The 22,943-nt window shown below is 37.4% G+C and carries 20 protein-coding genes; 11 read left to right on the forward strand and 9 right to left on the reverse strand.

Annotated elements, in window-relative coordinates; all coding sequences use genetic code 11:
- The first annotated feature begins 124 nt into the window (after positions 1–124).
- Together Q1K34_RS09480 and Q1K34_RS09485 are read left to right on the forward strand one after the other, a co-directional pair.
- The gene (locus tag Q1K34_RS09480; RefSeq protein WP_300437726.1) at positions 125–739 is read left to right on the forward strand and encodes a deoxynucleoside kinase; all 615 of its coding nucleotides are present in this window, start codon (positions 125–127) and stop codon (positions 737–739) included.
- Between the two features lie 13 nt (positions 740–752).
- The gene (locus Q1K34_RS09485) at positions 753–1,421 is read left to right on the forward strand and encodes a sterol desaturase family protein (protein WP_300437727.1); all 669 of its coding nucleotides are present in this window, start codon (positions 753–755) and stop codon (positions 1,419–1,421) included.
- A 63-nt stretch (positions 1,422–1,484) separates the two neighbouring features.
- Here the strand turns inward: Q1K34_RS09485 and Q1K34_RS09490 are convergent, their stop codons facing one another.
- The 4 genes from Q1K34_RS09490 to Q1K34_RS09505 all read right to left on the reverse strand — a co-directional run bounded on the left by Q1K34_RS09490 (position 1,485) and on the right by Q1K34_RS09505 (position 6,043).
- Positions 1,485–2,522 carry an App1 family protein gene (locus tag Q1K34_RS09490; RefSeq protein WP_300437730.1) on the reverse strand — a complete coding sequence of 346 codons (1,038 nt, stop codon included), beginning with the start codon at positions 2,520–2,522 and terminating at the stop codon, positions 1,485–1,487.
- A gap of 83 nt (positions 2,523–2,605) precedes the next feature.
- Positions 2,606–5,014, reverse strand: coding sequence for a DNA ligase D (ligD, locus tag Q1K34_RS09495; RefSeq protein WP_300437732.1), 2,409 nt, complete (start codon positions 5,012–5,014; stop codon positions 2,606–2,608).
- A 3-nt stretch (positions 5,015–5,017) separates the two neighbouring features.
- Entirely contained in the window at positions 5,018–5,794 is a 777-nt protein-coding gene (locus tag Q1K34_RS09500) for a Ku protein (RefSeq protein WP_300437735.1), read from the reverse strand.
- Entirely contained in the window at positions 5,795–6,043 is a 249-nt protein-coding gene (locus tag Q1K34_RS09505; RefSeq protein WP_300437737.1) for a Rho termination factor N-terminal domain-containing protein, read from the reverse strand.
- A 313-nt stretch (positions 6,044–6,356) separates the two neighbouring features.
- On the opposite strand from Q1K34_RS09505, the gene Q1K34_RS09510 reads away from it, so the two are divergent.
- Entirely contained in the window at positions 6,357–6,824 is a 468-nt protein-coding gene (locus Q1K34_RS09510; protein WP_300437739.1) for a hypothetical protein, read from the forward strand.
- Between the two features lie 146 nt (positions 6,825–6,970).
- Here the strand turns inward: Q1K34_RS09510 and Q1K34_RS09515 are convergent, their stop codons facing one another.
- The 4 genes from Q1K34_RS09515 to Q1K34_RS09530 form a co-directional block, all read right to left on the reverse strand.
- Complete coding sequence (locus Q1K34_RS09515; RefSeq protein WP_300437742.1) at positions 6,971–9,388, reverse strand: sodium-translocating pyrophosphatase; 2,418 nt, start codon at positions 9,386–9,388, stop codon at positions 6,971–6,973.
- Positions 9,389–9,522: 134 nt separating this feature from the next.
- A complete protein-coding gene (locus Q1K34_RS09520) occupies positions 9,523–10,035 on the reverse strand; it encodes an inorganic diphosphatase (protein WP_300437745.1) in 513 nt (170 codons plus the stop codon).
- Between the two features lie 68 nt (positions 10,036–10,103).
- Positions 10,104–12,596, reverse strand: a complete 2,493-nt coding sequence (locus Q1K34_RS09525; protein WP_300437863.1) for a DUF5686 and carboxypeptidase-like regulatory domain-containing protein — start codon at positions 12,594–12,596, stop codon at positions 10,104–10,106.
- A gap of 59 nt (positions 12,597–12,655) precedes the next feature.
- The gene (locus tag Q1K34_RS09530) at positions 12,656–13,633 is read right to left on the reverse strand and encodes a pyruvate dehydrogenase complex E1 component subunit beta (protein WP_300437748.1); all 978 of its coding nucleotides are present in this window, start codon (positions 13,631–13,633) and stop codon (positions 12,656–12,658) included.
- A 308-nt stretch (positions 13,634–13,941) separates the two neighbouring features.
- Here Q1K34_RS09530 and Q1K34_RS09535 point away from each other — a divergent pair, with 308 nt between their 5' ends.
- The 5 genes from Q1K34_RS09535 (at position 13,942) to Q1K34_RS09555 (ending at position 19,208) form a co-directional block, all read left to right on the forward strand.
- Complete coding sequence (locus Q1K34_RS09535; protein ID WP_300437750.1) at positions 13,942–14,688, forward strand: electron transfer flavoprotein subunit beta/FixA family protein; 747 nt, start codon at positions 13,942–13,944, stop codon at positions 14,686–14,688.
- Between the two features lie 51 nt (positions 14,689–14,739).
- Positions 14,740–15,708, forward strand: a complete 969-nt coding sequence (locus Q1K34_RS09540; RefSeq protein WP_300437752.1) for an electron transfer flavoprotein subunit alpha/FixB family protein — start codon at positions 14,740–14,742, stop codon at positions 15,706–15,708.
- 85 nt (positions 15,709–15,793) lie between these two features.
- Entirely contained in the window at positions 15,794–16,417 is a 624-nt protein-coding gene (locus Q1K34_RS09545; protein ID WP_300437755.1) for a bifunctional nuclease family protein, read from the forward strand.
- Positions 16,418–16,423: 6 nt separating this feature from the next.
- Entirely contained in the window at positions 16,424–18,130 is a 1,707-nt protein-coding gene (locus Q1K34_RS09550; RefSeq protein ID WP_300437758.1) for a nucleoside transporter C-terminal domain-containing protein, read from the forward strand.
- A 100-nt stretch (positions 18,131–18,230) separates the two neighbouring features.
- Positions 18,231–19,208: a YihY/virulence factor BrkB family protein gene (locus tag Q1K34_RS09555; RefSeq protein WP_300437761.1), complete on the forward strand. Its 978-nt coding sequence runs from the start codon at positions 18,231–18,233 to the stop codon at positions 19,206–19,208.
- Between the two features lie 69 nt (positions 19,209–19,277).
- Here Q1K34_RS09555 and Q1K34_RS09560 read toward each other — a convergent pair whose 3' ends face one another.
- Entirely contained in the window at positions 19,278–21,023 is a 1,746-nt protein-coding gene (locus tag Q1K34_RS09560) for a hypothetical protein (RefSeq protein ID WP_300437764.1), read from the reverse strand.
- 210 nt (positions 21,024–21,233) lie between these two features.
- On the opposite strand from Q1K34_RS09560, the gene Q1K34_RS09565 reads away from it, so the two are divergent.
- The 3 genes from Q1K34_RS09565 to Q1K34_RS09575 are packed head-to-tail and all read left to right on the forward strand — an operon-like array spanning position 21,234 to position 22,898.
- Positions 21,234–22,058, forward strand: a complete 825-nt coding sequence (locus tag Q1K34_RS09565; protein ID WP_300437766.1) for a thymidylate synthase — start codon at positions 21,234–21,236, stop codon at positions 22,056–22,058.
- A 27-nt stretch (positions 22,059–22,085) separates the two neighbouring features.
- Entirely contained in the window at positions 22,086–22,463 is a 378-nt protein-coding gene (locus Q1K34_RS09570; RefSeq protein ID WP_300437769.1) for an energy transducer TonB, read from the forward strand.
- A 24-nt stretch (positions 22,464–22,487) separates the two neighbouring features.
- Positions 22,488–22,898, forward strand: a complete 411-nt coding sequence (locus Q1K34_RS09575) for an energy transducer TonB (RefSeq protein WP_300437771.1) — start codon at positions 22,488–22,490, stop codon at positions 22,896–22,898.
- Positions 22,899–22,943: the final 45 nt, after the last annotated feature.

The raw sequence follows: 22,943 nt of genomic DNA on the forward strand, positions 1-22,943 counted from the left end.
GTATTTTTTAACGGCTAATTGTTAAGTATGCTAAAAAAATATACCTAGTCTGACTTCTATTACTGCCTTTTTAAATCAATTATTTTATATTTACACTCCTTAATTCAGCCTAAGAAATCAAATTATGCATGTAGCCATCGCCGGAAACATTGGTGCAGGAAAGACCACTCTAACCAGATTACTCGCAAAACATTATAAATGGGAAGCACAATTTGAAGATGTACTGGAGAACCCTTACCTGGAAGATTTTTACAACAAAATGGAACGCTGGTCGTTTAATCTCCAGATCTATTTTTTAAATAGCAGGTTTCGGCAAATTTTGCAAATTAGAGAAAGTGGAAAGAAGATAATTCAAGATAGAACGATCTATGAAGACGCTTATATCTTTGCGCCCAATCTTCATGCGATGGGTTTGATGACTAATCGGGATTTTGAGAATTATAAATCTTTATTTGATCTTATGGAAAGTGTGGTGCAGGGTCCGGATCTCCTTATTTATTTGAGAAGTAGTATTCCTAATCTGGTAGCCCAAATCCATAGCCGTGGAAGGGATTATGAGAATTCAATCTCAATTGATTATTTAAGCAGGCTAAATGAACGTTATGAGGCCTGGATTCATGACTATGATAAAGGAAACTTATTGATAATTGATGTAGATAATATTAACTTTGTAAATAATCCTGAAGATCTTGGTGATATCATAAACCGTATTGACGGAGAGTTACACGGACTTTTTTAAAATGAAAATGAATATGGAATCGACTAAATTAAAAAGACCAAAGCACAAAGGTTCACCTAAATTATTCAATAATCCCATTCTTGAAAAACTTACCCACACACATATTTCTATCCCATTAATTATTTTTGGGGTGATCGCTGCGGCTCTGGTTTATTATGGTCTTATAGAAAAAGGATTTGAGGCACCAGCTATGATAGGGCTATTTTTGGCGGGATTATTTTTCTTCACCTTTATTGAATATGTGATGCACAGATACCTATATCATATTCCTGCTACCACTCCCAGAAAACAGAAAATTTCCTATACCATGCATGGAGTACACCATGATTATCCAAAAGATAAATCTCGACTTGCCATGCCTCCATTATTAAGTCTTATTATAGCCACTGTACTTTTTATAATATACAGGGCGGTCCTAGGGGATTATGTCTTTGGATTTCTTGCAGGATTCTTAATTGGCTATGCGGGATATTTAGCAGTACATTATTCTGTACACGCGTTTAAAGTACCTAACAACTTTTTAAAGATATTATGGCATCATCATAGTATTCATCATTACAGGGAACCAGATCGCGCCTTTGGAGTTTCATCTCCGCTCTGGGACCAAATTTTTAGAACAATGCCGAGAAAGGCTCCCAATAGTAAGAAAGCCGCTGTAGGAACCAGTATTGATCCAAGTTAGAAATACTTAAACTTTAGAGAAATTATTAAAATCGGTAAGCTAATTTTAGATTACCGATTTTTTTTATTGGATAAATCCGTTTTCGCGGGCATGTTTCTCCGCTTCGTTGGAATTTTCAGCCAGTAATACAGGCACGGTATCAAATTCATCAATTAAACTACGTACCCGCTGCATTTGCTTTTTATGTTTAACGCTACGCAAATAAATAGCCATAATCCTGTCTGAATATTGCGCAGCGATTTCCGTATAAATACTTGCATCATGCTCCCCGCTATCACCAATTAAAATGAATTTCATATCAGGATAGGTCTTAAGAATATTGGTAATCTCCTTCTGTTTATGCGGTTTTTCAGGTTTTAGAGATCTGTCAAATGGTGTTACGAAATCTCTCAGTAAAATAGGCCCTTTAGGAAAACCATTATGATCCAGAAATAATTTTAAATATTCATATAAATTCCACGGACTGTTACTCAGATAGAAAATTGGGTTTTTTGATTCGCCAGATACTCCTTCATGAAGTTTTTGATATAAATCTGGTGCTCCCTTAAAAGAAATTCTCGCATAGGCGTTGGTAAGTAGTGAATTTTTTAAAAGACGTAGCTTTAAAAAGGAGGTGACACCAGTTTGCAAAATAGTGTCATCTATATCACTAATCACTCCATATTCAGCCTCTACGTGAGGTACTAAAAATTCTCCTTGTGCCGGATTGTTGATTAATTCTGTTTTTGAAGCCAGCTCATTTCTATAATAAACTTCATATTCCAGCCAACCTTCTTTATCGGCATGCTCGGCAAGGTTTTCGTTTATGGTTTTATCAAAAATAAAATACCCCTCATCGTTGGTTGTGCCGGTTAAGTTCACTTTATCACGAAGAATCAATCGCATCTCTGCATCCGGGATCTCAAAACTGTCAAATTGTTTCCAGGTATTTTTTATCGTTTTCCATATAGACTGGTCTTTAACAATATGAAGTGGTTCGTTATCCAGGACCCGACCTTTAATATATAAGTGAGAATAAGTACCATAACTTCTATAGGGCAAAATAAAAACCTGATCCAGATTTTTGTATCTGCCCAAAACTTTTTTGAAACGTTTACGCATTAAGGCTGGTAGTTTTTTTTCAATTTAACTTATATTCTCAAAAGCCTCATAAATAGTAGGAATTTTTATAAATTATTTAATATTTATAATTTATTAAGATGAGATAAAGCTTCTTCCATATCTATTTTTTCATGAAGCACTGACTGAAAAATGTCTTGATTTTCCTGAAGTCTGTCCGGCATATTCTGAATATTGAAATCTGTGATTTTTAATCCTTTCTTGAGTTCTTTCCAATCTAAAGGAGCCGAAACCGGAGCTCCCGGTTTTGGTCTTACGCAATATGCTGAAGCAAGGGTTTGTCCGCGGCGATTTTGCAAATAATCCAGATAGATTTTTCCTTTCCTGCTTTTCACCGCCCGCTGCATACTGGTAAGGCCTTTGGTTCTTTCCTGTATAAAATAACAGATCAATTTGGTAAAATCACGGGCTTCTTCATAGGTGTAAGCGGCTTGAAGTGGAAGATAAATATGAAGTCCGCTGGAACCTGAAGTTTTTAAATATGCTTTAATCTTAGCTTTGTCCAGGATTTCTTTTGCCACCTGGGCTACTTCTATGACCTCATCAAAACTATTCTTATCTGAAGGATCCAGATCGATCACCGAATAATCCGGTTTATCCAGATTGGAAATTCTTGAATTCCAGGGATTTATTTCAATACATCCCAAATTGGCCATGTATAATAAAGTCGCTTCATTCTGGCAAAGAAGATATTTTATCTCTTTATCGGCAGATTTTGAGAATATCTGTTCTGTTTCTACCCAGGATTCTAAAAGTCCCTCATTATCTTTCTGATAAAATCCTTTTTTATCGATTCCGTTGGGATGTCTATGTAAATTCTGAGGTCTATCCTTAAGATATGGTAATATATAATCTGAAATTTTTATATAATAATCGATAAGATCATATTTCCGAAGCCCAGAATCTGGCCAATAGATTTTTTCCAGATTGGTGAGTTTTACTTCTTTGCCGTTTATCTCTAGAGCATTTGAAGAAGATGTTCTTTTCTGCTTTTTCGGTTCCTGAGGCAATTCGCTATTGATATCCTCCGAAGATTTATCCTTCCGTAAACCTTTAAATACCGGGTGTCTCATCCTACCGGCTGAAGTCCATTCAGAAAAAATCACTTCGCATACCAGCTCCGGTTTGATCCAATTCGCTTTTCTACCTTTTAAATTAGGTTTCATATTAAAAGGAATAGCAGGAGTTTCAAGCTCCTTCATTTTTTTCAGTAATTCTACCTGAGTTTTATTTGAAAAACCTGTCCCACAGTTTCCTACATACACAAGTTTATCTTCTTTTAAAATTCCAAGAATTAGAGAACCAAAAACAGATCCTTCTGAATCAGTATATCCACAAATAAGTGCTTCCAGGCTCTCATTCGCTTTAACTTTTAACCATTTTTCAGTTCTATAACCCGGTGTGTAGGTAGAATCGGCTTTTTTAGCCATTACACCTTCCATCCCCGCATCGATCGCTTTCTGATAGAAAGCTGTGCCCATTCCCTCTATATGATCACAATAGACAGCTATGTTGGTTTCTTCAAGCGCGTTCGGGATTAGGCTCTTGCGCTCCAGTAATTTTAAATCCAGCATACTATGCCCATTAAGGTAGAGCATATCGAAAACATAAAATTTTAAAGTTCCTTTAGTCTGCGGACTATAATTCTGTAATTTTTGAAAATCGGGAATACCATTTTTATCTACCACCACCACCTCACCATCCAGAATGGCTTCATGGGGAATATTTTCCAGGTCCTCTACCAGATTCGGAAATTTGGTATTATAAGAAATACCATTTCGGGAATGAAGAGTGACTTCTCCATTATCAACATGGGCAATAAGCCGGTAGCCATCCCATTTTAGCTCATAGATCCAATTGGGATCGTTGAAAATCTTTTTCGTGGTAGAAGCTAGCATTGGTTTTACTGTATCCCTAAACTCCAGCTCCACTACTTTGCCTGGTTTTTTAGCGGCTATTTCTATTAGTTCTTCTGCATCATAATCAAATTCTGTAGAACTTTCATCTTTTTTCTTAATTAGCAGCCATTGATTTTTCTTCTCTCCCCGGTTTGTTCTTACCAGAGCAAACTCCCCTTTTAGCTTTTTTCCGAAGAATTTAATTTTAAGATTTCCTGCATGAAACTGCTTGGAAAAATCTTTTGAAGTTGCCGACTGGAAAGTCCCTTCATCCCAAATTTGCATTTCCCCTGCTCCATAATTTCCTTTAGGAATGCTGCCCTGAAAAGTCAAATATTTTATCGGGTGATCCTCTGTTTGAATGGCCAGTCTTTTATCTTTTGGATTCATCGAAGGACCTTTGGGAACTGCCCAACTTTTAAGAACTCCACCTATTTCCAGTCTTAGATCGTAATGCAGCCTACTGGCCTGGTGGCGCTGAATTACAAATCTCTGCTTATCTTCCGTAGAAATTTCGGCTTCGGGCTCCGGTGTGTTTTTAAAATCCCTTTTCTGAATATAATCCTCGAGGCTCATTTTCTATGAGGCTTTACCTTTTTTCTTTTTGTCCAGACTGGCTTTCAATTGCGCCATAAGATCTTTAGCCGGGGTTGGGTCACTTTTAAATTCTTTTACTTCAGTCTTTTTACCGGTAGCTTTAGATTCGATAATTTTTAGTAACTGATCGTTGTAAACATCTTTATACTTTTTGAAATCGAATTTAGTGGTATACTGTTCAATTAAGGAAACCGCCATATCCACTTCTTTCTTTTTTACCGTTGCTTTGGACATTTTAAGTTCAGAGGGATTTCTTATCTCATCCATAAATCGAATCACATGTAAGACGAGAACCTTTTTATAAACTCCAATAAGGCTAAGATGTTCTTTTTGCCTCATCACAAAAGTAGCCACCCCAAGCTTACCGGTCTCCTTGAGTGAATCCCTTAGAAGATTATAAGACTTCCCTCCTTCTTTTTGTGGTTCCAGAAAATAAGGTTTTTTGAAGAGCACATCGGCGACTTCGCTCTCCTCTATAAATTCCTCGATATCTATGGTTTTGCTTTTTTTAAGGTTTGCTTTTTCAAAATCTTCTTTCTCCAAAATAACATAACCCTCGTCTTTCTTAAAACCTTTGACGATATCTTTCCACTCCACTTCCTTGCCGGTGTCTTCGTTCACCCTTTTATAACGGATCTTACCATTATCGCGTCTATCCAGCATATCCAGATCGAGTTTACGATCTTCAGATCCGGAGTACAGTTTTACCGGGATAGAAACCAGTCCAAAGCTTATAGAGCCATTCCAGATTGATCTCATCTAATGATTTCTTAAAGCATTGATCAATTCTTCTTTAGACATATCGCTTCTTCCTACAATTCCTACTTCTTTAGCTTTTTGATATAGCTCGTCTTTTGTTCGCTCCTCATACTTTTCCGCTTTACCACCTTTTTTCCCCGAATTAGGATCATTAGCTATGCGTGCCGCTTTCTCCTTGCTCAATCCCTGATCCCTTAATTTTTCGTACTGCTCGTCGTTTTTAATGTGTGGTCCATGATCTTTAGCCATAATTATATTTTTTTGATTTATTTAAAATTACGATTTCGTCCCTTTAAATCGAATTATAAAAAACTGATTAACCAGAGTTTAACTTCCAGTATTTATATTCTCAAGTTTCATTAAAAGTATGTTAAACGCTCTCTGCTAAGGAAATACCCGATCGCTTCCTTTTCTATTTTCGGAACTTCGAAGAGTAAAAAATTATGATAAAAAGGAGTTAATTTGGTTAAATATCTGGGTAAAAATCAGGCTGAATTTTAATTTTATACCTCGAAATTAAATTAAATTTTTGGGTATAAATCGTATGTAAGGGGGACGAGCTATGCGAATTAAGGAGAAGCAGGAAACAATAGAACTTTTAGAAGAATTAAGAATTTTAAACTACAAAAGCGCCTATATGTATAAGATTATGTGTGAGGCCGAAAACAGGTTAATGCTCAAAAATTTTTACATGCTCCTACACCAGCAAAAAATTGAATTTCGACAAGATATAGAGGAAAAAATTGAACAGTTAAAAACAGAAATTTCCCCTACCAGAGATCCCAGGATGCTTTCTTTTTACAAAAGAAAGAAGTGCAAACTCGCCCAATACTATTTAAAATATAAATTAAGGAGTTCCTATGCTGATATTCATAAACGGGAATGGAAAAGTTATAAAAAATATAATAAATTCCTATCTAGAATAAACCATGCCTGCGTAAGAGAAATTCTTTTGGAACATAAACATCAGATCAAGATCAACCTTACAAATATGAACAATACAGGAATTATCAAGTATCCTGTAAAATAAAAAGACCATCTAAAAAGTAGAGGATTCTTACCGCTGAGCTTGTTTTCAGCTTCTAATTTTCTCCTGATCTTAATTGTTTCAGATAAGAAAAAATAGCGAATAAATCTCCTGACTTTTGAGACAGCCTTTTTATGAATAAAATTCTTTTATTTGATACTTTCTACTTCTTCCCTTACTTCTGCTTCGGTTCCTTCAAATTCAAATGTTTCAGTCACTTCTTCTTTATTTTTCATTTTAGTAACCACCACATAAGCTGTGACAAAATCTTCTTCGGAATTTTTCTCTAGTTTCACTTCTTTCGAAATCAGTTTGTCCATAGCTTCAGCTTTATATATTTCTGAAGTCTCATCCTGGTTTGGTATATCTCCCTCTGTATGTCCTCCTAGTATCGGGGCAATTACCAGCCCAATTAAACAGGTAAGTTTAATCAAAATGTTCATGGATGGCCCAGAAGTATCTTTAAAGGGATCTCCCACTGTATCACCGGTCACCGCCGCTTTATGAGCATCAGACCCTTTATAGGTCATTTCCCCGTTTATCATTACTCCTGCTTCAAAAGATTTCTTGGCATTGTCCCATGCTCCGCCGGCATTATTTTGAAAAATCGCCCATAAAACACCGCTCACCGTTACCCCGGCCATATAACCTCCAAGCATTTCGGCTATAAGTACATTTTCGTAACCAAATAGCATAGGAAGAAAGGCAATCGCTATTGGGAATCCGATAGTTATAACTCCTGGCAATAGCATTTCTTTAAGCGCAGCTTCCGTTGAAATCGCCACACATTTATCGTATTCTGGTTTTCCCGTTCCTTCCATGATCCCGGGAATTTCTTTAAATTGTCTTCTTACTTCCCTTACCATTTGCATGGCCGCTTTACCTACTGAACTCATGGCAAGTGCAGAAAACACTACCGGTACCATACCACCAACAAATAACATTGCCAAAACTGGAGCTTTAAAAATATTAATTCCGTCAATCCCGGTAAAAGTTACATACGCTGCAAAAAGGGCCAGGGAGGTCAATGCTGCGGAAGCGATCGCAAAACCTTTTCCAGTTGCCGCTGTGGTATTTCCTACAGAATCAAGAATATCGGTTCTTTCACGAACTTCAGAAGGTAATTCACTCATTTCAGCAATCCCACCAGCATTATCGGCAATTGGCCCAAAAGCATCAATAGCCAGCTGCATAGCCGTAGTAGCCATCATAGCTGAAGCAGCCAAAGCCACCCCATAGAAACCTGCAAAAGCATAAGATGCCCAGATCGCTACGGCAAATAATAATATTGAAAAGAAAGTAGAGATCATCCCGGTAGAAAGTCCGGCGATTATATTGGTAGCCGCACCGGTACTTGAATTCTGAACGATGCTCATCACCGGTTTTTTACCAAGCCCGGTATAATATTCAGTAACTGCAGATATTACTCCGCCCACTATAATCCCTACCAGGGAAGCGTAAAATACATTTAGTGAACTAATAGATTTCATTTCAAATCCTTCCTGACCACCTACAAAGAATCCCATAGTCATAGAATCTGAAGGTAGCATCCAGGTTACCAGAAAGTAACTTGCGATGGCCACAAGTACTATAGAAACCCAGTTTCCTATATTTAATGCTTTTTGTACTTCAACTTCCTTGGCATCATTAGATTTTATTCTTACCAGTAAAGTTCCTATTATTGAAATGATAATCCCTGCACCGGCAATAGCCATTGGCAGTAAAATAGGTCCTATTCCTCCAAAGCCTTCAGAAGTAATATCACCGCCCATATCTTCAATGATATAATTCCCAAGCACCATTGCAGCGAGTACTGTAGCTACATAAGATCCAAAAAGGTCGGCTCCCATTCCAGCAACATCTCCAACATTATCTCCTACATTATCTGCGATGGTAGCAGGGTTACGGGGATCATCTTCCGGGATCCCGGCTTCTACTTTCCCAACAAGATCGGCTCCAACATCTGCAGCTTTAGTATAGATTCCGCCTCCAACACGCGCAAAGAGTGCAATAGATTCAGCACCTAAAGAGAATCCTGCAAGTGTTTCCAGTACGATGGTCATTTGCTGGGTATTGGTCCATTCTCCTCCCATAAAATAATGAAAAAACAAAATAAAGAATCCTGTAAGTCCCAGTACTGCCAGGCCGGCAACACCAAGCCCCATAACAGTTCCACCACCAAAAGAAATATTCAGGGCTTTTGGCAGACTGGTTCTTGCCGCTTGTGTGGTTCGAACATTTGTCTGGGTAGCGATCTTCATTCCCATATTTCCCGCAAGGGCAGAAAAGAAGGCTCCGAAAATAAATGCTATAATAATTAAATAATGGGTAGTGGGAACAAAGTAAGCGATGGCGGCCAGGGCTATACTGGCACCAATTACAAAAAGAGTCAATAATTTATATTCTGCTTTTAAAAAGGCGAGTGCGCCTTCATAGATATGAGCTGAAATTTCTTTCATTTTCCCGTCTCCGGAGTCCTGTTTCATTACCCAGGATCTTTTGACCCACATATAAATGAGTCCGATTATTGCCAGCACGGCAGGCATATAAATCATTATTGCTTCCATATTGATAGCGAGGTTAATTTGTTAATTATTTATTAATGCCCGCTAATGTAGTAAATTCAGCAATAATTAAAAAAGCAATAACTTTTTAAGGCTATTGCTTTTAATATTTTAATATAAAGGAGAATTATTTGAGATTATATGCCAAAGCGGGATTTATCACCTTCATAATTCTCAAATCGCTCCACACATTGCCTGATGATCTCTCTTGCTTCTGAAGCATCTCCAAAATCACCGGTATCGACTTTTTTCTTTTCAAGATCTTTATATACTTTAAAGAAATGTTCGATCTCCTTGATCATATGTCCATTTAATTCTTTAAGATCGTTCAATCTGTTCCAGATAGGATCTGAAACCGGTACACAGATGATTTTCTCATCCGGGCCTTTTTCATCAGCCATATGAAAAACCCCAATAGGTTTCACTTCCATTACAATTCCTGGAAAAGTAGGTTCAGACACTAATACAAGCACGTCTAAAGGATCTTCATCCAGGGCTAAAGTATTAGGAATAAATCCGTAATCTGCAGGGTACATCATCGAAGAGAAGATCATCCTGTCGTAACGAACCTTTTTTAGTTTAAAATCATATTCGTATTTGTTCCTACTCCCTTTTGGGATCTCGATCAGTACATCAAAAGTATCAGACATTTTTCTTTGTTTTCTTCATTAAAATTAAGGGCTGCAAATATAGTTATTTCTGATGTTTAAATTCTTAACTAAAAGTGAAATCCAAAATCTATTGTAAAGGCCATAGATCTGGCATCGGGATTATCAAAATAATTCCCTCTAAAATGTACATCGAAGCGCATTACTTTGAAGATATTCCCTATTCCAAGACTATATTCATAAAAGGGATCCGAATCTGGCGCCACCAGCGGCAGCCCTGAAGCATCTATATTTTTACTTTCCTGGGAAATATCACCATTTACTGCCCTAAAGCCTATTAATTCTCTTAAATCTAGTTCACGTAGAAGCGGAATTCTGGAAAATAACCTGCCATTGAAATTATGATCTATGTGAATCGCAGAATAACTGTCGGTTACAAATTCATAGAAATCCAAAGTTGGAAATGTATTATACAGAGCAAAATATGTCTGGTTACCCGGAACCACACTTAGAAGCCCTAACGGAACTCCGTCAAAAGTTTTTCCTGCCTCTATACTAACGTTAGAACGACCAATCCCGCCAATTAAAAGTGGTTGATTATAAAAGAACTGCAGTTTCTTATAATCAAAATCACTATTGAAAATATCCTTTACTCCAAGACTATAATTTAAAAACAAAGTAGGGAAATCTTCTTCGTTTACCACATTTCGTTCTACGCCATAACCCGAAACTTTCCTTCCTGGTGTCCAGGTTAAAATCGTAGATAATTCGGTTTGGTTAATTTCAGAATCTACAACTGTTCTTTCTTCATCTATATAATAATCCAGGCTGAATTGAGGCGAAGCAGGCTTTAAAATTCTATAATTAGCCCCTACCCGGACTTTAAAATTCCTTAGGGGTTCCATTTCCACCGCAAAAACACTTAAGTTAATGGAACTTAATTTATCGTTATCGCCCACATTCAGAAGAGAAGAGGATGCAAGACTCCTTCCCAGCACATCAGTAGAATTTGTAAGGCTCGTACCTAATTGTTCCACATCCCTCCTATTTCCTCCGGTAATAATTAACCGTGATTTTGGATCGATAAGAACTTTACCTGAGATTCCATATTTAAACTTATTGTCTTTAAATCCATAAGCTCCATAAGCCTCAATTCTCCAGGGATCATTTTGCCCAAAATACGTTCTGCCACCAAACCTGGTTCGTAAGCCCTCTACCTCATTAAAACCAAAGGTTGAATAAATAGGCCCATAATCCCATCCATCAAATTCCACATAACCAGATTGAGCAATAGTAGCAATATCATACAGTCTATTAAAGGCCTTAGTTTTAGTAAGACTATCCAGCATTACGTAAATACCTTTCTCGTCTTTATTTAATTCTTCCAACCTGTTTTCAGACCAGAATTCATCACTTCTATTATAGGCCTGGGATTGTGGATTATAAACCGGTTGCTGATAAAATGAAGCAGGCTTCTCCTTATTGAATTCATATTCATCATAGAGCATAGTCCTTTTTGCATAGACACCTCGTGAAGTTCTTTTCTTGTTCAAACCAAAATCGGCCATAAAGAAATCTCTTTCTATTAGAAAAATAGAATCATTTAAAACTTCAAAATCCTGCTCGATATAAACCTGCTTTATCCAGTTAATGTTTACATCCTTGGTAGTTTCAAGATTGATATTCTTAACCGCCCAGGTAGTATCGTTTACCCAAAAATCACCTTTAAAGGTTAGCTCGTTTTCCCGGCGTGGATAATACACAATATTGTAACACCATTTATTGTCTATATATGCACTGTCTGACAATACATAGTTATAGGTGTCTATCCCCGTGGTGGAAATAGGACTGACAAAACTCTTATCAAAGAATTTTATATAATTCTTATAAATATCGTAATCGTCATAAATATCCTTTACAAAATCTATCAGGTTTCTATTCTGATTAAATCCTGAATTTTTATTCCCTAATAAAACTTCTTTCTTTTCATTGAGTAGATTATCTCCATATACTTTTGTAACCGATTCATTTATGAACATTGGCAAATAGGTTTTACCAGTTACACTATTCGTATCGGCATAATCGAAAATGAATTCCATCCCATTGAATATTCTGCTTTCAATTAATGTGCTGTCTATTTTATTAATATCAAACTCCAGCTTTTCATACTCCTTATAAGAATACTGCTCAAAAGCCCTGACTCCGTTAGAACGCCTGTTAGCCCAAACTTTTTTAAGAATATCTATGGCGGGGTTATTCTTTTTGGAAGTTTTTCCGCGGTAAATTACTACTTCATCGAGGCTCGCCGCTTCTTCTTCCAGGCTAATCTCCATATTTAAATTCACTGAAGATTTTAGCGGAACTTTCAGGGTTTTATATCCAATAAAGGAAATGACAATGGTATCGAAATTTCCATCATCCTGTAAATAAAATTCACCATCCTCATTAGTAGTGGTACCAGTAGAAGAATTTGCAAATACCACATTGGCGAATGGAACAGTTTTCCCTGAACTATCATTTACAACGCCGCCAACCTTAGTTTGGGCATAGCTGAAGCTAAAACTGAAAAAAATAAAATAAAATAAGTAGGCTTTTTTGATCATTTTGGGATAAAAAAAAACTTCATCGGAAAGATGAAGTTTCAAAGATAAGTTGATTGGGTTTACTTATACATCACTTTTTTCACAGCTTTAACAACATCTTCACTATTTGGGAGCCATTCTTTAAGAAGTCCCGGTGAATATGGTGCCGGTGTATCAGCGGTATTAAGCTTTACTATGGGCGCATCCAAATAATCAAAAGCTTTGGATTGCACCTGATAAGTAATTTCTGTAGCAACATTTCCAAAAGGCCACGCCTCTTCAAGTATTACCAGTCTATTTGTTTTTTTAACAGATTCCAGGATCGCATCATGATCCATAGGACGTACCGTTCTTAGATCAATAATTTCGCAGGAGATATCTTCTTCAGCAAGTTTCTCAGCTGCCTTATATGCCTCTTTGATTATTTTACCAAAAGATACAATAGTTACATCACTACCTTCTCTTTTAATATCGGCTTTACCAATTTCAATTAAATATTCATCTTCCGGCACTTCGCCCTTATCACCGTACATTTGCTCACTTTCCATAAAAATAACCGGATCGTCATCGCGAATCGCAGCTTTCAAAAGTCCTTTAGCATCGTAAGGATTAGAAGGTACGATTACCTTTAAACCTGGGGTATTTGCAAACCAACTTTCAAAAGCCTGGGAATGGGTTGCCCCTAATTGTCCGGCTGAACCTGTTGGCCCACGAAATACGATCGGAATATTGAACTGCCCACCACTCATTTGTCTCATCTTGGCAGCATTATTAATGATTTGGTCAATTCCAACAAGAGAGAAATTAAAGGTCATGAACTCAATGATGGGCCTGTTACCATTCATGGCAGAACCTACTCCAATCCCGGCAAAACCAAGTTCTGCAATGGGAGTATCTATAACTCTTTCAGGACCAAATTCATCTAGCATCCCTTTAGAAGCTTTATAAGCTCCATTATATTCAGCAACTTCCTCTCCCATTAAATAGATGCTGTCGTCCAGACGCATTTCCTCGCTCATCGCCTCTGCAATGGCCTCTCTAAATTGAATTGTCCTCATTATTTAAAATCTTATTTTTTTATTCCTGCACAGCAAAAATAGTAATTCATAAAGGTATATACCATATTTGCCGATTAAAATTTTTGCAGCCAGATTAATGGCAGAAAACACGTTGTGCAAATCACAGTTTAATCTGTAATTCTATACGGAATTCTCATTATTTCGTTCTTTATAGAACTAAAAACCAAATATTTTCTAAAATAGTCGTACTATTTTAAACTAATTTTATTATGCATGCATAGCTTTTTTTGATTAAAAATACTTACCTTCGTCATCGAAAACGATTTATTAAAAAAATTACCTTATATATGAAAATCTTAGTATGTATTAGTCACGTACCTGACACTACATCCAAAATCAATTTCACAGATGGAGATACTAAATTTGACACTAATGGTGTTCAATTTGTAATTAATCCCAATGATGAATTTGGTCTTACCAGAGCGATGTGGTTTAAGGAAAAGCAGGGTGCAAGCGTAGATGTGATAAATGTCGGTGGTGCCGAAACTGAACCGACTCTTAGAAAAGCCCTGGCTATTGGTGCAGATACCGCAATTAGAATTAACACTCCTGCCAATGACGGATATCAGGTTGCTAAGGAACTTTCCAAAGTTGTACAGGATGGAGGTTATGACCTTGTGATCGCGGGTAGAGAATCTATAGATTATAACGGTGGAATGGTTCCAGGAATGTTAGCGCAACTTATTAAAGCTAATTTCATAAATAATTGTATCAGCCTGGAAATTGATGGTGAAAAGGCTAAGGCGATCCGTGAAATAGATGGTGGTAAAGAAACATTAACTGCCTCTCTTCCGTTAGTTATTGGTGGTCAAAAAGGACTTGTTGAAGAAAGTGATTTGCGTATCCCGAATATGAGGGGGATTATGCAGGCACGAAAAAAGCCTCTAAACGTTATGGAACCTGCAGATACATCTGTAAAAACTGAAGCTGTAAAATTTGAAAAACCAGCTCCAAAAGGAGATGTTAAACTTATTGATCCTGAAAATCTGGATGAATTGATCGACCTGCTTCATAATGAAGCAAAGGCGATCTAATTTATCTGGATTAAGATCAAAAAGAATTTCAAAATTAAAAATTAGAAAAAAATGTCAGTTTTAGTATATATAGAATCAGAAGAAGGAAAATTCAAGAAAGCTTCCTATGAGGTTGCTTCTTACGCCAAAGGAATAGCAGATAAGATGGGTACCTCTGTGACCGCGATTGTCTTTGATGCGGGCGAAGTATCAGAATTAGGAAACTATGGAGTTGACAAAGTTTTAAATGTTAGGAATAATAAATTAAAGAACTTCAATGCAGAGGCTTATTCAGATGCCGTTAAACAGGCAGCAGAAAAAGAGGAAAGTAAAGTTGTCGTTCTAAGTCAGAGTGCAAACAGTAAATATCTTGCTCCCTTATTGGCAGTACAACTTGAGGCTGGTTATGCTTCCAATGTAGTTGCCCTTCCTGAAAGTACAGATCCATTTACCGTGAAAAGAACTGCCTTTACAAATAAAGCATTCAATTTCACAAAAATCACTACTGATGTAAAGGTTATTGGTTTATCTAAAAATGCTTACGGACTTAAAGAAGCCCAGGCAGACGCAGCTGAAGAAGAATTCAGCCCAAATCTTTCGGAAGAAGATTTTTCTGTAAATGTAGAATCTGTAGATAAAGCTACAGATAAAGTAACTATTGCTGATGCAGAGGTGGTGGTTTCTGGTGGACGTGGCCTGAAGGGTCCTGAAAACTGGGGAATGATAGAAGAAATGGCCGAAATTCTTGGTGCTGCAACAGCATGTTCCAAGCCGGTGAGTGACATGGGCTGGAGACCGCATAGCGAACATGTGGGACAAACAGGAAAACCCGTTGCTTCCAACCTGTATATAGCTGTTGGAATTTCAGGAGCAATTCAGCATTTAGCTGGGATCAACGCTGCAAAAACCAAGGTGGTCATTAATAACGATCCGGAAGCGCCATTCTTTAAGGCGGCAGATTATGGAGTTGTAGGAGATGCCTTTGAAATTGTCCCTAAGCTGAACGAAAAATTGAAGGAATTTAAAGAGAAAAACGCATAATTTTCATAAATTGCGAGCCGTAAAGGGGCTGTCTAAATTTGGTAAATGTCCTAATTTTAGACAGCCTTTTTAATTTTACTGAAGTATGAGTTTAGTGCGACTGAATATAAAGGGAATATCTTATAGTCAAACACAAAACGGAGCTTACGCATTGATCCTCAATGAAGTTGGGGGTGAACGCAAGTTGCCTATTGTGATCGGAGCATTTGAAGCACAATCAATTGCTATTGCTCTGGAGAAGGAAATAAAACCTCCAAGGCCTCTTACCCATGATCTTTTCAAGAATTTTTCAGATAGATTCGAAATTGTGGTAAAGCAGGTTATTATCCATAAACTGGTAGATGGAGTTTTCTATTCCAGTCTCATTTGTGAAAGGGATGGGATTGAAGAAATTGTGGATGCCCGGACTAGTGACGCCATTGCACTGGCGCTAAGATTTGATGCCCCAATATTTACTTACAAGAATATTCTCGACAAAGCCGGTATTTATCTGAAGGCCGAAGAAAAGCAGCGAAAAAAAGAGGAAAAAGAAGAGGAAATTATTGAAGAAGAACTTCTCAAAGAGGAAATTGAATTACAATCTGAAGATTCTACAGATTATAAAAAAATGTCCCTGGAAGAATTAAATGAATTACTTTCCCAGGCTGTAAACCACGAAGATTACGAAAAAGCAGCCCGCATTAGGGACGAGATCTCCAAAAGAAAATAACCCCAAATGAATAAAATCTGGTGTTGCCTGTTTCTGATTGTATTTACTATTACATCAGCTTCCTCTCAAACAATCTCTAAATCCTGGGAATTAGAACCATCTAAAGACAGCCTGAATCAACAGGCGTTTTTTAAAGGAGCACAACAAATAAATTTTAGAGAAGGAAGGTTTAGCTTTCTCAACAAAACAGGAGGAGACACCATAGCTTCTGGTGATTATCTATACCAGAACAAACTACTGGTTTTATTTTATAATACTCCTAAAGACACTATTCAAAATTTACGAGTAGCAACACTCACAGATTCCAATATCGTGCTTTCTTCCTCAGGTTTCACCTATAGTTTGAAAGTTAAAGACCAGCCAGCTTCCGAAGTAATTCCTGCAAAAACAGCAAAAGAGATGATTTCCAGTGAAGGGATAAGCACTTCAAGCCTTATCCGGGGGATCATTGGAATGCTCTCGCTAATATTTATAGCTTTTCTTTTTAGTAGTAACCGAAAAGGGGTAAACTGGAAAACAGTTGGGATAGGACTTGCCGCGCAATTGTTACTGGCCATTGGAGTTTTGAAAATTACCATAGTTCAGAAAATATTTGAATTTGTAGGAAATATTTTTGTGCTCATTCTTGATTTTACTGCCGCAGGTAGTGAATTTCTCCTCGGTGGTATGATGGATGTGGATAGTTTTGGGTTTATATTTCTATTTCAGGTTTTACCAACTATTATCTTCTTTTCAGCTTTAACCTCTGTCCTGTTTTATTTAGGAGTCATTCAGGTTGTTGTAAAAGGAATGGCCTGGGTGCTCACCAAATTATTAGGTATTTCAGGTCCTGAAAGCCTGAGTGTAGCAGGAAATATTTTCCTTGGACAGACGGAAGCTCCCCTTATGATCAAAGCTTACCTGGAAAGGATGACCAGATCTGAAATGCTTCTGGTGATGGTAGGTGGAATGGCCACCGTTGCGGGTGGTGTGCTTGCTGCTTACATTGGATTCCTTGGGGGTGATGATCCCGAGCTTAGATTGCAATTTGCAAAACACCTGCTTGCGGCTTCTGTAATGGCTGCACCGGGAGCCATTGTGATCTCAAAAATTCTCTATCCTCAACAGGAAGCTGTAAATACAGATGTGGAAGTTTCTTCTGAAAAAATTGGCTCTAATATTCTGGATGCCATTGCCAACGGAACTACGGAAGGTTTAAAACTTGCGGCGAATGTAGCTGCGATGCTCCTTGTTTTTATCGCTTTTATCGCCATGATAAACTATATTCTGGGGTATATTGGAGGCCTTACCACCTTAAACAGTTTGATGGCCGAATATACGCCCTATTCCAAATTTTCTTTGGAATCTATTCTTGGGATTATTTTCGCTCCTTTAATGTGGCTCATTGGCGTAGCTAAAGAAGACATGATGCTTATGGGACAGTTGCTGGGAATTAAGCTGGCAGCAAGTGAATTTGTAGGATATGTTCAACTGGCAGACCTTAAGAACCCGGCAAATGCTTTGAGTCTTAACTATGAAAAATCAGTAATCATGGCTACCTATATGCTATGTGGTTTTGCAAATTTCGCTTCTATCGGAATTCAAATTGGAGGAATTGGCTCGTTAGCTCCAGGCCAGCGAAAGATACTTTCAGAATTTGGAATGAAAGCTTTAATTGGAGGTACTCTTGCTTCTTTACTCTCTGCCACTATTGCCGGTATGATTATAGGATAAACTATCTTCTGAAATTAAAATTTTTAGAAAATTTTGTAATCTCATATTCTTCAGTACTCTGAAAATATTCTAATTTGCCATGTTCAGTAAAATTTTTAATATGGGGAAAAAGAAAGCAAAATCAGACTACCGCGGCCAGGATGCACAATGGCCCCATCAAATTCCTTTTAAAGGTTGGATAGATATTGGGAAACGTGTTTTTAAGGAAATGCAGGCAGATCATGTACAAATCGTTTCGGCAGGAGTTGCGTTTTATTTTTTTCTATCTATTTTTCCTACCATTGTCGTAGCCATTTCAATATATAGCCTGGTTTTGGAGCCGGCCCAAATTCAGGAACAATTATCACGGCTTACCCTTATTTTGCCGCAACAGGCTTACGGCATGATTACCGATATTCTAAATCCGGTTATAAATCAGGACAGGGAAGAAATTGGATGGGGATTGGCAATAAGTATCCTTGTAAGTATTTGGAGTGCCAATAAGGGCACCAGCGCATTATTTCAGGGAATAAATATAGCTTACGACGAAATTGATACCCGCGGACTCATCAAAAAGAACCTGATCACCTTATTATTTACGCTGGCTGGAGTAGTTATTGGGCTCATAAGCCTTCTAATTGTAATCTTCTTCCCGCTACTGGTAAAAAATATTGGGCTCAATTCTGGTCTGGAAAATATACTCACCTGGTTAAGATGGGTAATTTTAGGAATAATCCTTATTCTCACTCTTAGTATGGTGTATAAAATAGCTCCAAACCGCACCAATCCAAAGTTCCGATGGGTAAGCTGGGGGGCTATCCTTGGCACAATCTTCTGGCTTGCAGGCTCTATGGCATTTTCATGGTATGTAAGCAACTTTGGAAGTTATGATGATCTCTATGGAAGTTTCGCCGCCGTTGCTATTTTAATGCTTTGGTTATTCCTAACTGCATTTATTGTATTAATAGGTGCTGAAATAAATTCTGAAATGGAACACCAAACTGCTTTCGATACCACCATAGGTGCTGAAAAACCTCTGGGAGAGCGTAATGCCTGGCATGCAGATCATTGTGCTTCAATGAAGGAAGAGGAAAAATAGTGAATAAAAGCAAAATAAAAAGGCTATGTATTCAAACACATAGCCTTTTTATTTATAGCCATTATAAAATTAGAATAAGGTAAGCAGACTACCTCCAATTGCAGCACATGCTGAAAATACTGCACTAACCACCAGCCACCAGGCAGCAGAAGCTGCAGTTTCCCTGGCGTGCTCCGCCTGGATCACCGCTTTTCTTTCTAACATTTTCAATCGTCCTTTAGCAGTATCTTCAATTTTCTGAATCCTGTCTAACACCTTATTACGTGCATCTTCAACAGAATCAGCAACTTTATCAATATCCTTGCGATCTATTTTAGTATTATTAGTGATTAAAGCGATCACATCATCTTTATCAGCCTTTTGCAATCTGTTTTTTATTACTTCCAGACTATCTTTTTGATTATTCATTTTATTTTGAATAATCTGGCTTAATTTGGAAAAATCCATACTAGAATTACCCTTACCGGTTAAACTCTGAAGAACCGATTCAACCTGTTCTTTTATATCACTCACTACTCCATCCTCTGCATTTCCACTTAGTTCCAGTTGAATGCGACGGATTGCCTTTTCCGCTTTATCGGCATATTTCTCTACCTGAAGACGGTCCATGGAAGTATTTTCAGAAAGCCATTTCACAATAGTATCTCTATCTATTTCATTGATTTTACTACCAAGCTTTTTTGCTTCCACTTTTGGGTTTTGGAAGATTTCTCTCAATCGTTTCTCCATTGTTTGACTATCCAGATCGCTAGAACCCTTATTAGAGAGAAAATCTTTGACCTTATTTAAATAAGTTTCTACCTGTTCTTCTTCAGCGGGAGTTAATTTAGCAATCACTTTTTCAGTTTTTTCCTGGCCAGTATCTCCTTCCTCATAAGCTTCCTTCAACTCTTTCTGAAGCCTTTTTAATTGTTCTGTTTTACTTTTTCCTTCTCCAGAATCATCATTTGAAGATTCACTTATGGCATTATTAAGCACGCTTTGAACAGCCATCCACTTTGCGGGACTACTGCCTCCATCGTTTGAACTACTTTGCTTATTGGATTTTTCAACAGAATCGCCAACAATTTGTTCAATATCCTTTTTCACTTTCTCGTAATCTGGCACCTCTTTATTGAATTTGGTAAAGAACTCGTCAATAGCATTATCCAACATATTGGAATCAAAAGTATCCTGAAATTCTTTCCGGACCTTCTCTATTGTATGATCTGCCACATTTTCAATTTTTGATGCTTCAGAAGGTGAAAAGATTTCTTTCACCGCACCGGCAGAAGAACGTAAACCTGAAGTTGCTGCATTTATAAGACCTCCTACAAATGTGTTCACCACCTTAGTCTCTAAATAAAAAAGCAGTATAAAAACGGTAGCCCAAATAACCAGTGCGAGTGTAATAGCGATGAGAGGACTTGCTACCAGGCTTAGGTTCATTGCGAAAGCGGTTGCTCCAAATAAAGAAATTGCCACAGTTAAGGTACTCCAAATACCAAAAGCAGTTGTTACCATAGTTCCTGAAGAACCTGAATTTTCTTCATCGGTTTCATGATCATTGTCCTTAAAGTCATGTTTACCAGCTGTATGATTCTTACCTTTAACATAAGATTTTTTTACATCACCAATAGCACTAATGCCCGCTGCGACAGAAAGCGAGGTTAAGATAAACTGGAATCCAAGTGCTAGCAGGACACCTGCAATTACGGTTATAAAAAATTGCGGACTAATTACAGCCTCAGTGAACCCTTTAGTATACACCTCCTGTGCATTTAAATTACTAATTGATAAGACAGCAGAACTGATTAATAAATAGTTTTTCATCATCTATATTTTTTTGGTTTAATTTGAATTTACAGCAGGATTTCCGTAGATTTTATTTAAGCTTCGTTAATTAACAAAATATTTTATGCCTAAAAACCTATAGTATCAAGAGCCAGGTGATTCGAGTTAATAATCGTTAATAAAACCGGATAAAATGTTAACTTCAGAATCCTTCTTATTTATTATTTTAGACATTTTGAAGCCACATTTATTATGAAACAATACCATGACCTTCTTAAACACGTATTAGAAAACGGAGCCCAAAAAGGTGATCGCACAGGAACCGGCACCAAAAGTGTGTTTGGTTACCAGATGAAATTTAATCTCAGCGAAGGTTTCCCTATGGTGACCACTAAAAAATTACATCTCAAATCGATAATTTATGAGCTTTTATGGTTCCTTAAAGGCGATACTAACATCCATTATTTAAAGGAGCATGGGGTTCGCATCTGGAATGAGTGGGCAGATGAAAATGGCGATCTGGGTCCGGTTTATGGCCACCAGTGGAGAAACTGGAATAGCGAAGAAATAGATCAGATTAAGGAGATTGTTGAAACTTTAAAGAACAATCCGAATAGCAGAAGAATGCTGGTATCTGCCTGGAACCCATCGGTTTTACCAGATACTTCAGATTCATTTTCAGAAAATGTTGCTAATGGGAAAGCGGCACTTCCGCCCTGCCATGCATTTTTCCAGTTCTATGTAGCCGATGGAAAACTATCCTGCCAGCTTTATCAAAGAAGTGCAGATATTTTTTTGGGAGTTCCTTTCAATATTGCTTCCTATGCGCTGCTTACTATGATGATGGCCCAGGTTTGTGGATACGAGCCCGGTGATTTTGTACATACTTTTGGGGATGCCCATATTTATAGTAATCACATGGATCAGGTTGAACTTCAGTTAAGCAGGGAACCAAGACCGCTTCCCACTATGAAGATCAATCCCGAAGTGAAAAATATTTTTGATTTTAAATTTGAAGATTTTATATTGGAAAATTATGATCCGCACCCAGGAATTAAAGCCAAAGTTGCGGTCTAGTTTAACCTTTAAAATCTTTATTTTATTATGAAAAAATTAGTAGTTATTGCATGTTTTTTATTTGGAGGAATGGCGTTTTCCACTGCTCAGCAAACTTCTCCGGTATGGCCAGGATGTGAAAATAGCGAAGACGTGAAGAAATGCTTTAACCAGAAACTTTCGCAACACGTAAGTAAAAATTATGAGTACCCTCAAAATGAGGCGGGAGAATATATTAGGGGAAAAGTAACAATTTCTTTCGCCATCGATGAAAATGGAGAGGTTGTTGTAAACTCTATTAAAGGAAATAAACCGGCTGTTAATGAAGCTGCAAAAGAAATGATCCTTAAAATACCCGAAATGGAACCTGGAACATTAAATGGAGAACCAGATTCAAGAAACTTTACGGTGCCCTTCAATTTCTAATCAAATACTTAAAACAAAATTGCTATGAAAAAATTCTTGTTGATCGTGCTCATGTTTTCCGGCCTGGCTTCCTTTGCACAGGAAGATGTAACAGTAAAAGGAAATAAAGTGACCATGAAAGAAACTGCTCCGGTATGGCCCGGCTGTGAAAAAGAAACAGATAAAAAAACATGTTTCAACAAAATGCTGATGCAACATATTCGTGAGAATATTAAATATTCCAAAAATGACAAAGGTGAATATATTCGCGGTAAGGCCACTGTTTCTATGAAGGTGAACGAAGAAGGAAATGTAGAGGTAAGTTCTGTGGAGAGTAAATATCCGGAATTGAAAAAAGAAGCTAAAAGATTGATGGAATCCATTCCTAATATGACACCAGGAATGTTAGCGGGAAAGCCTAAGAGCATTAAATATACGATCCCGCTTACGTTCTAACTACTTTTAACTCCACATTAACGACTGATTAGGAATGTCGTTTTT

The sequence above is a fragment of the Christiangramia sp. genome, assembly GCF_029937855.1.
Classification (GTDB): Bacteria; Bacteroidota; Bacteroidia; order Flavobacteriales; family Flavobacteriaceae; genus Christiangramia.

Coding starts and splice junctions, on each gene's coding strand:
- Q1K34_RS09480 (WP_300437726.1), top strand. CDS start 125: ATGCATGTAGCCATCGCCGGAAACATTGGTGCAGGAAAGACCACTCTA.
- Q1K34_RS09485 (WP_300437727.1), top strand. CDS start 753: ATGGAATCGACTAAATTAAAAAGACCAAAGCACAAAGGTTCACCTAAA.
- Q1K34_RS09490 (WP_300437730.1), bottom strand. CDS start 2,522: ATGCGTAAACGTTTCAAAAAAGTTTTGGGCAGATACAAAAATCTGGAT.
- ligD (WP_300437732.1), bottom strand. CDS start 5,014: ATGAGCCTCGAGGATTATATTCAGAAAAGGGATTTTAAAAACACACCG.
- Q1K34_RS09500 (WP_300437735.1), bottom strand. CDS start 5,794: ATGAGATCAATCTGGAATGGCTCTATAAGCTTTGGACTGGTTTCTATC.
- Q1K34_RS09505 (WP_300437737.1), bottom strand. CDS start 6,043: ATGGCTAAAGATCATGGACCACACATTAAAAACGACGAGCAGTACGAA.
- Q1K34_RS09510 (WP_300437739.1), top strand. CDS start 6,357: ATGCGAATTAAGGAGAAGCAGGAAACAATAGAACTTTTAGAAGAATTA.
- Q1K34_RS09515 (WP_300437742.1), bottom strand. CDS start 9,388: ATGGAAGCAATAATGATTTATATGCCTGCCGTGCTGGCAATAATCGGA.
- Q1K34_RS09520 (WP_300437745.1), bottom strand. CDS start 10,035: ATGTCTGATACTTTTGATGTACTGATCGAGATCCCAAAAGGGAGTAGG.
- Q1K34_RS09525 (WP_300437863.1), bottom strand. CDS start 12,596: ATGATCAAAAAAGCCTACTTATTTTATTTTATTTTTTTCAGTTTTAGC.
- Q1K34_RS09530 (WP_300437748.1), bottom strand. CDS start 13,633: ATGAGGACAATTCAATTTAGAGAGGCCATTGCAGAGGCGATGAGCGAG.
- Q1K34_RS09535 (WP_300437750.1), top strand. CDS start 13,942: ATGAAAATCTTAGTATGTATTAGTCACGTACCTGACACTACATCCAAA.
- Q1K34_RS09540 (WP_300437752.1), top strand. CDS start 14,740: ATGTCAGTTTTAGTATATATAGAATCAGAAGAAGGAAAATTCAAGAAA.
- Q1K34_RS09545 (WP_300437755.1), top strand. CDS start 15,794: ATGAGTTTAGTGCGACTGAATATAAAGGGAATATCTTATAGTCAAACA.
- Q1K34_RS09550 (WP_300437758.1), top strand. CDS start 16,424: ATGAATAAAATCTGGTGTTGCCTGTTTCTGATTGTATTTACTATTACA.
- Q1K34_RS09555 (WP_300437761.1), top strand. CDS start 18,231: ATGGGGAAAAAGAAAGCAAAATCAGACTACCGCGGCCAGGATGCACAA.
- Q1K34_RS09560 (WP_300437764.1), bottom strand. CDS start 21,023: ATGATGAAAAACTATTTATTAATCAGTTCTGCTGTCTTATCAATTAGT.
- Q1K34_RS09565 (WP_300437766.1), top strand. CDS start 21,234: ATGAAACAATACCATGACCTTCTTAAACACGTATTAGAAAACGGAGCC.
- Q1K34_RS09570 (WP_300437769.1), top strand. CDS start 22,086: ATGAAAAAATTAGTAGTTATTGCATGTTTTTTATTTGGAGGAATGGCG.
- Q1K34_RS09575 (WP_300437771.1), top strand. CDS start 22,488: ATGAAAAAATTCTTGTTGATCGTGCTCATGTTTTCCGGCCTGGCTTCC.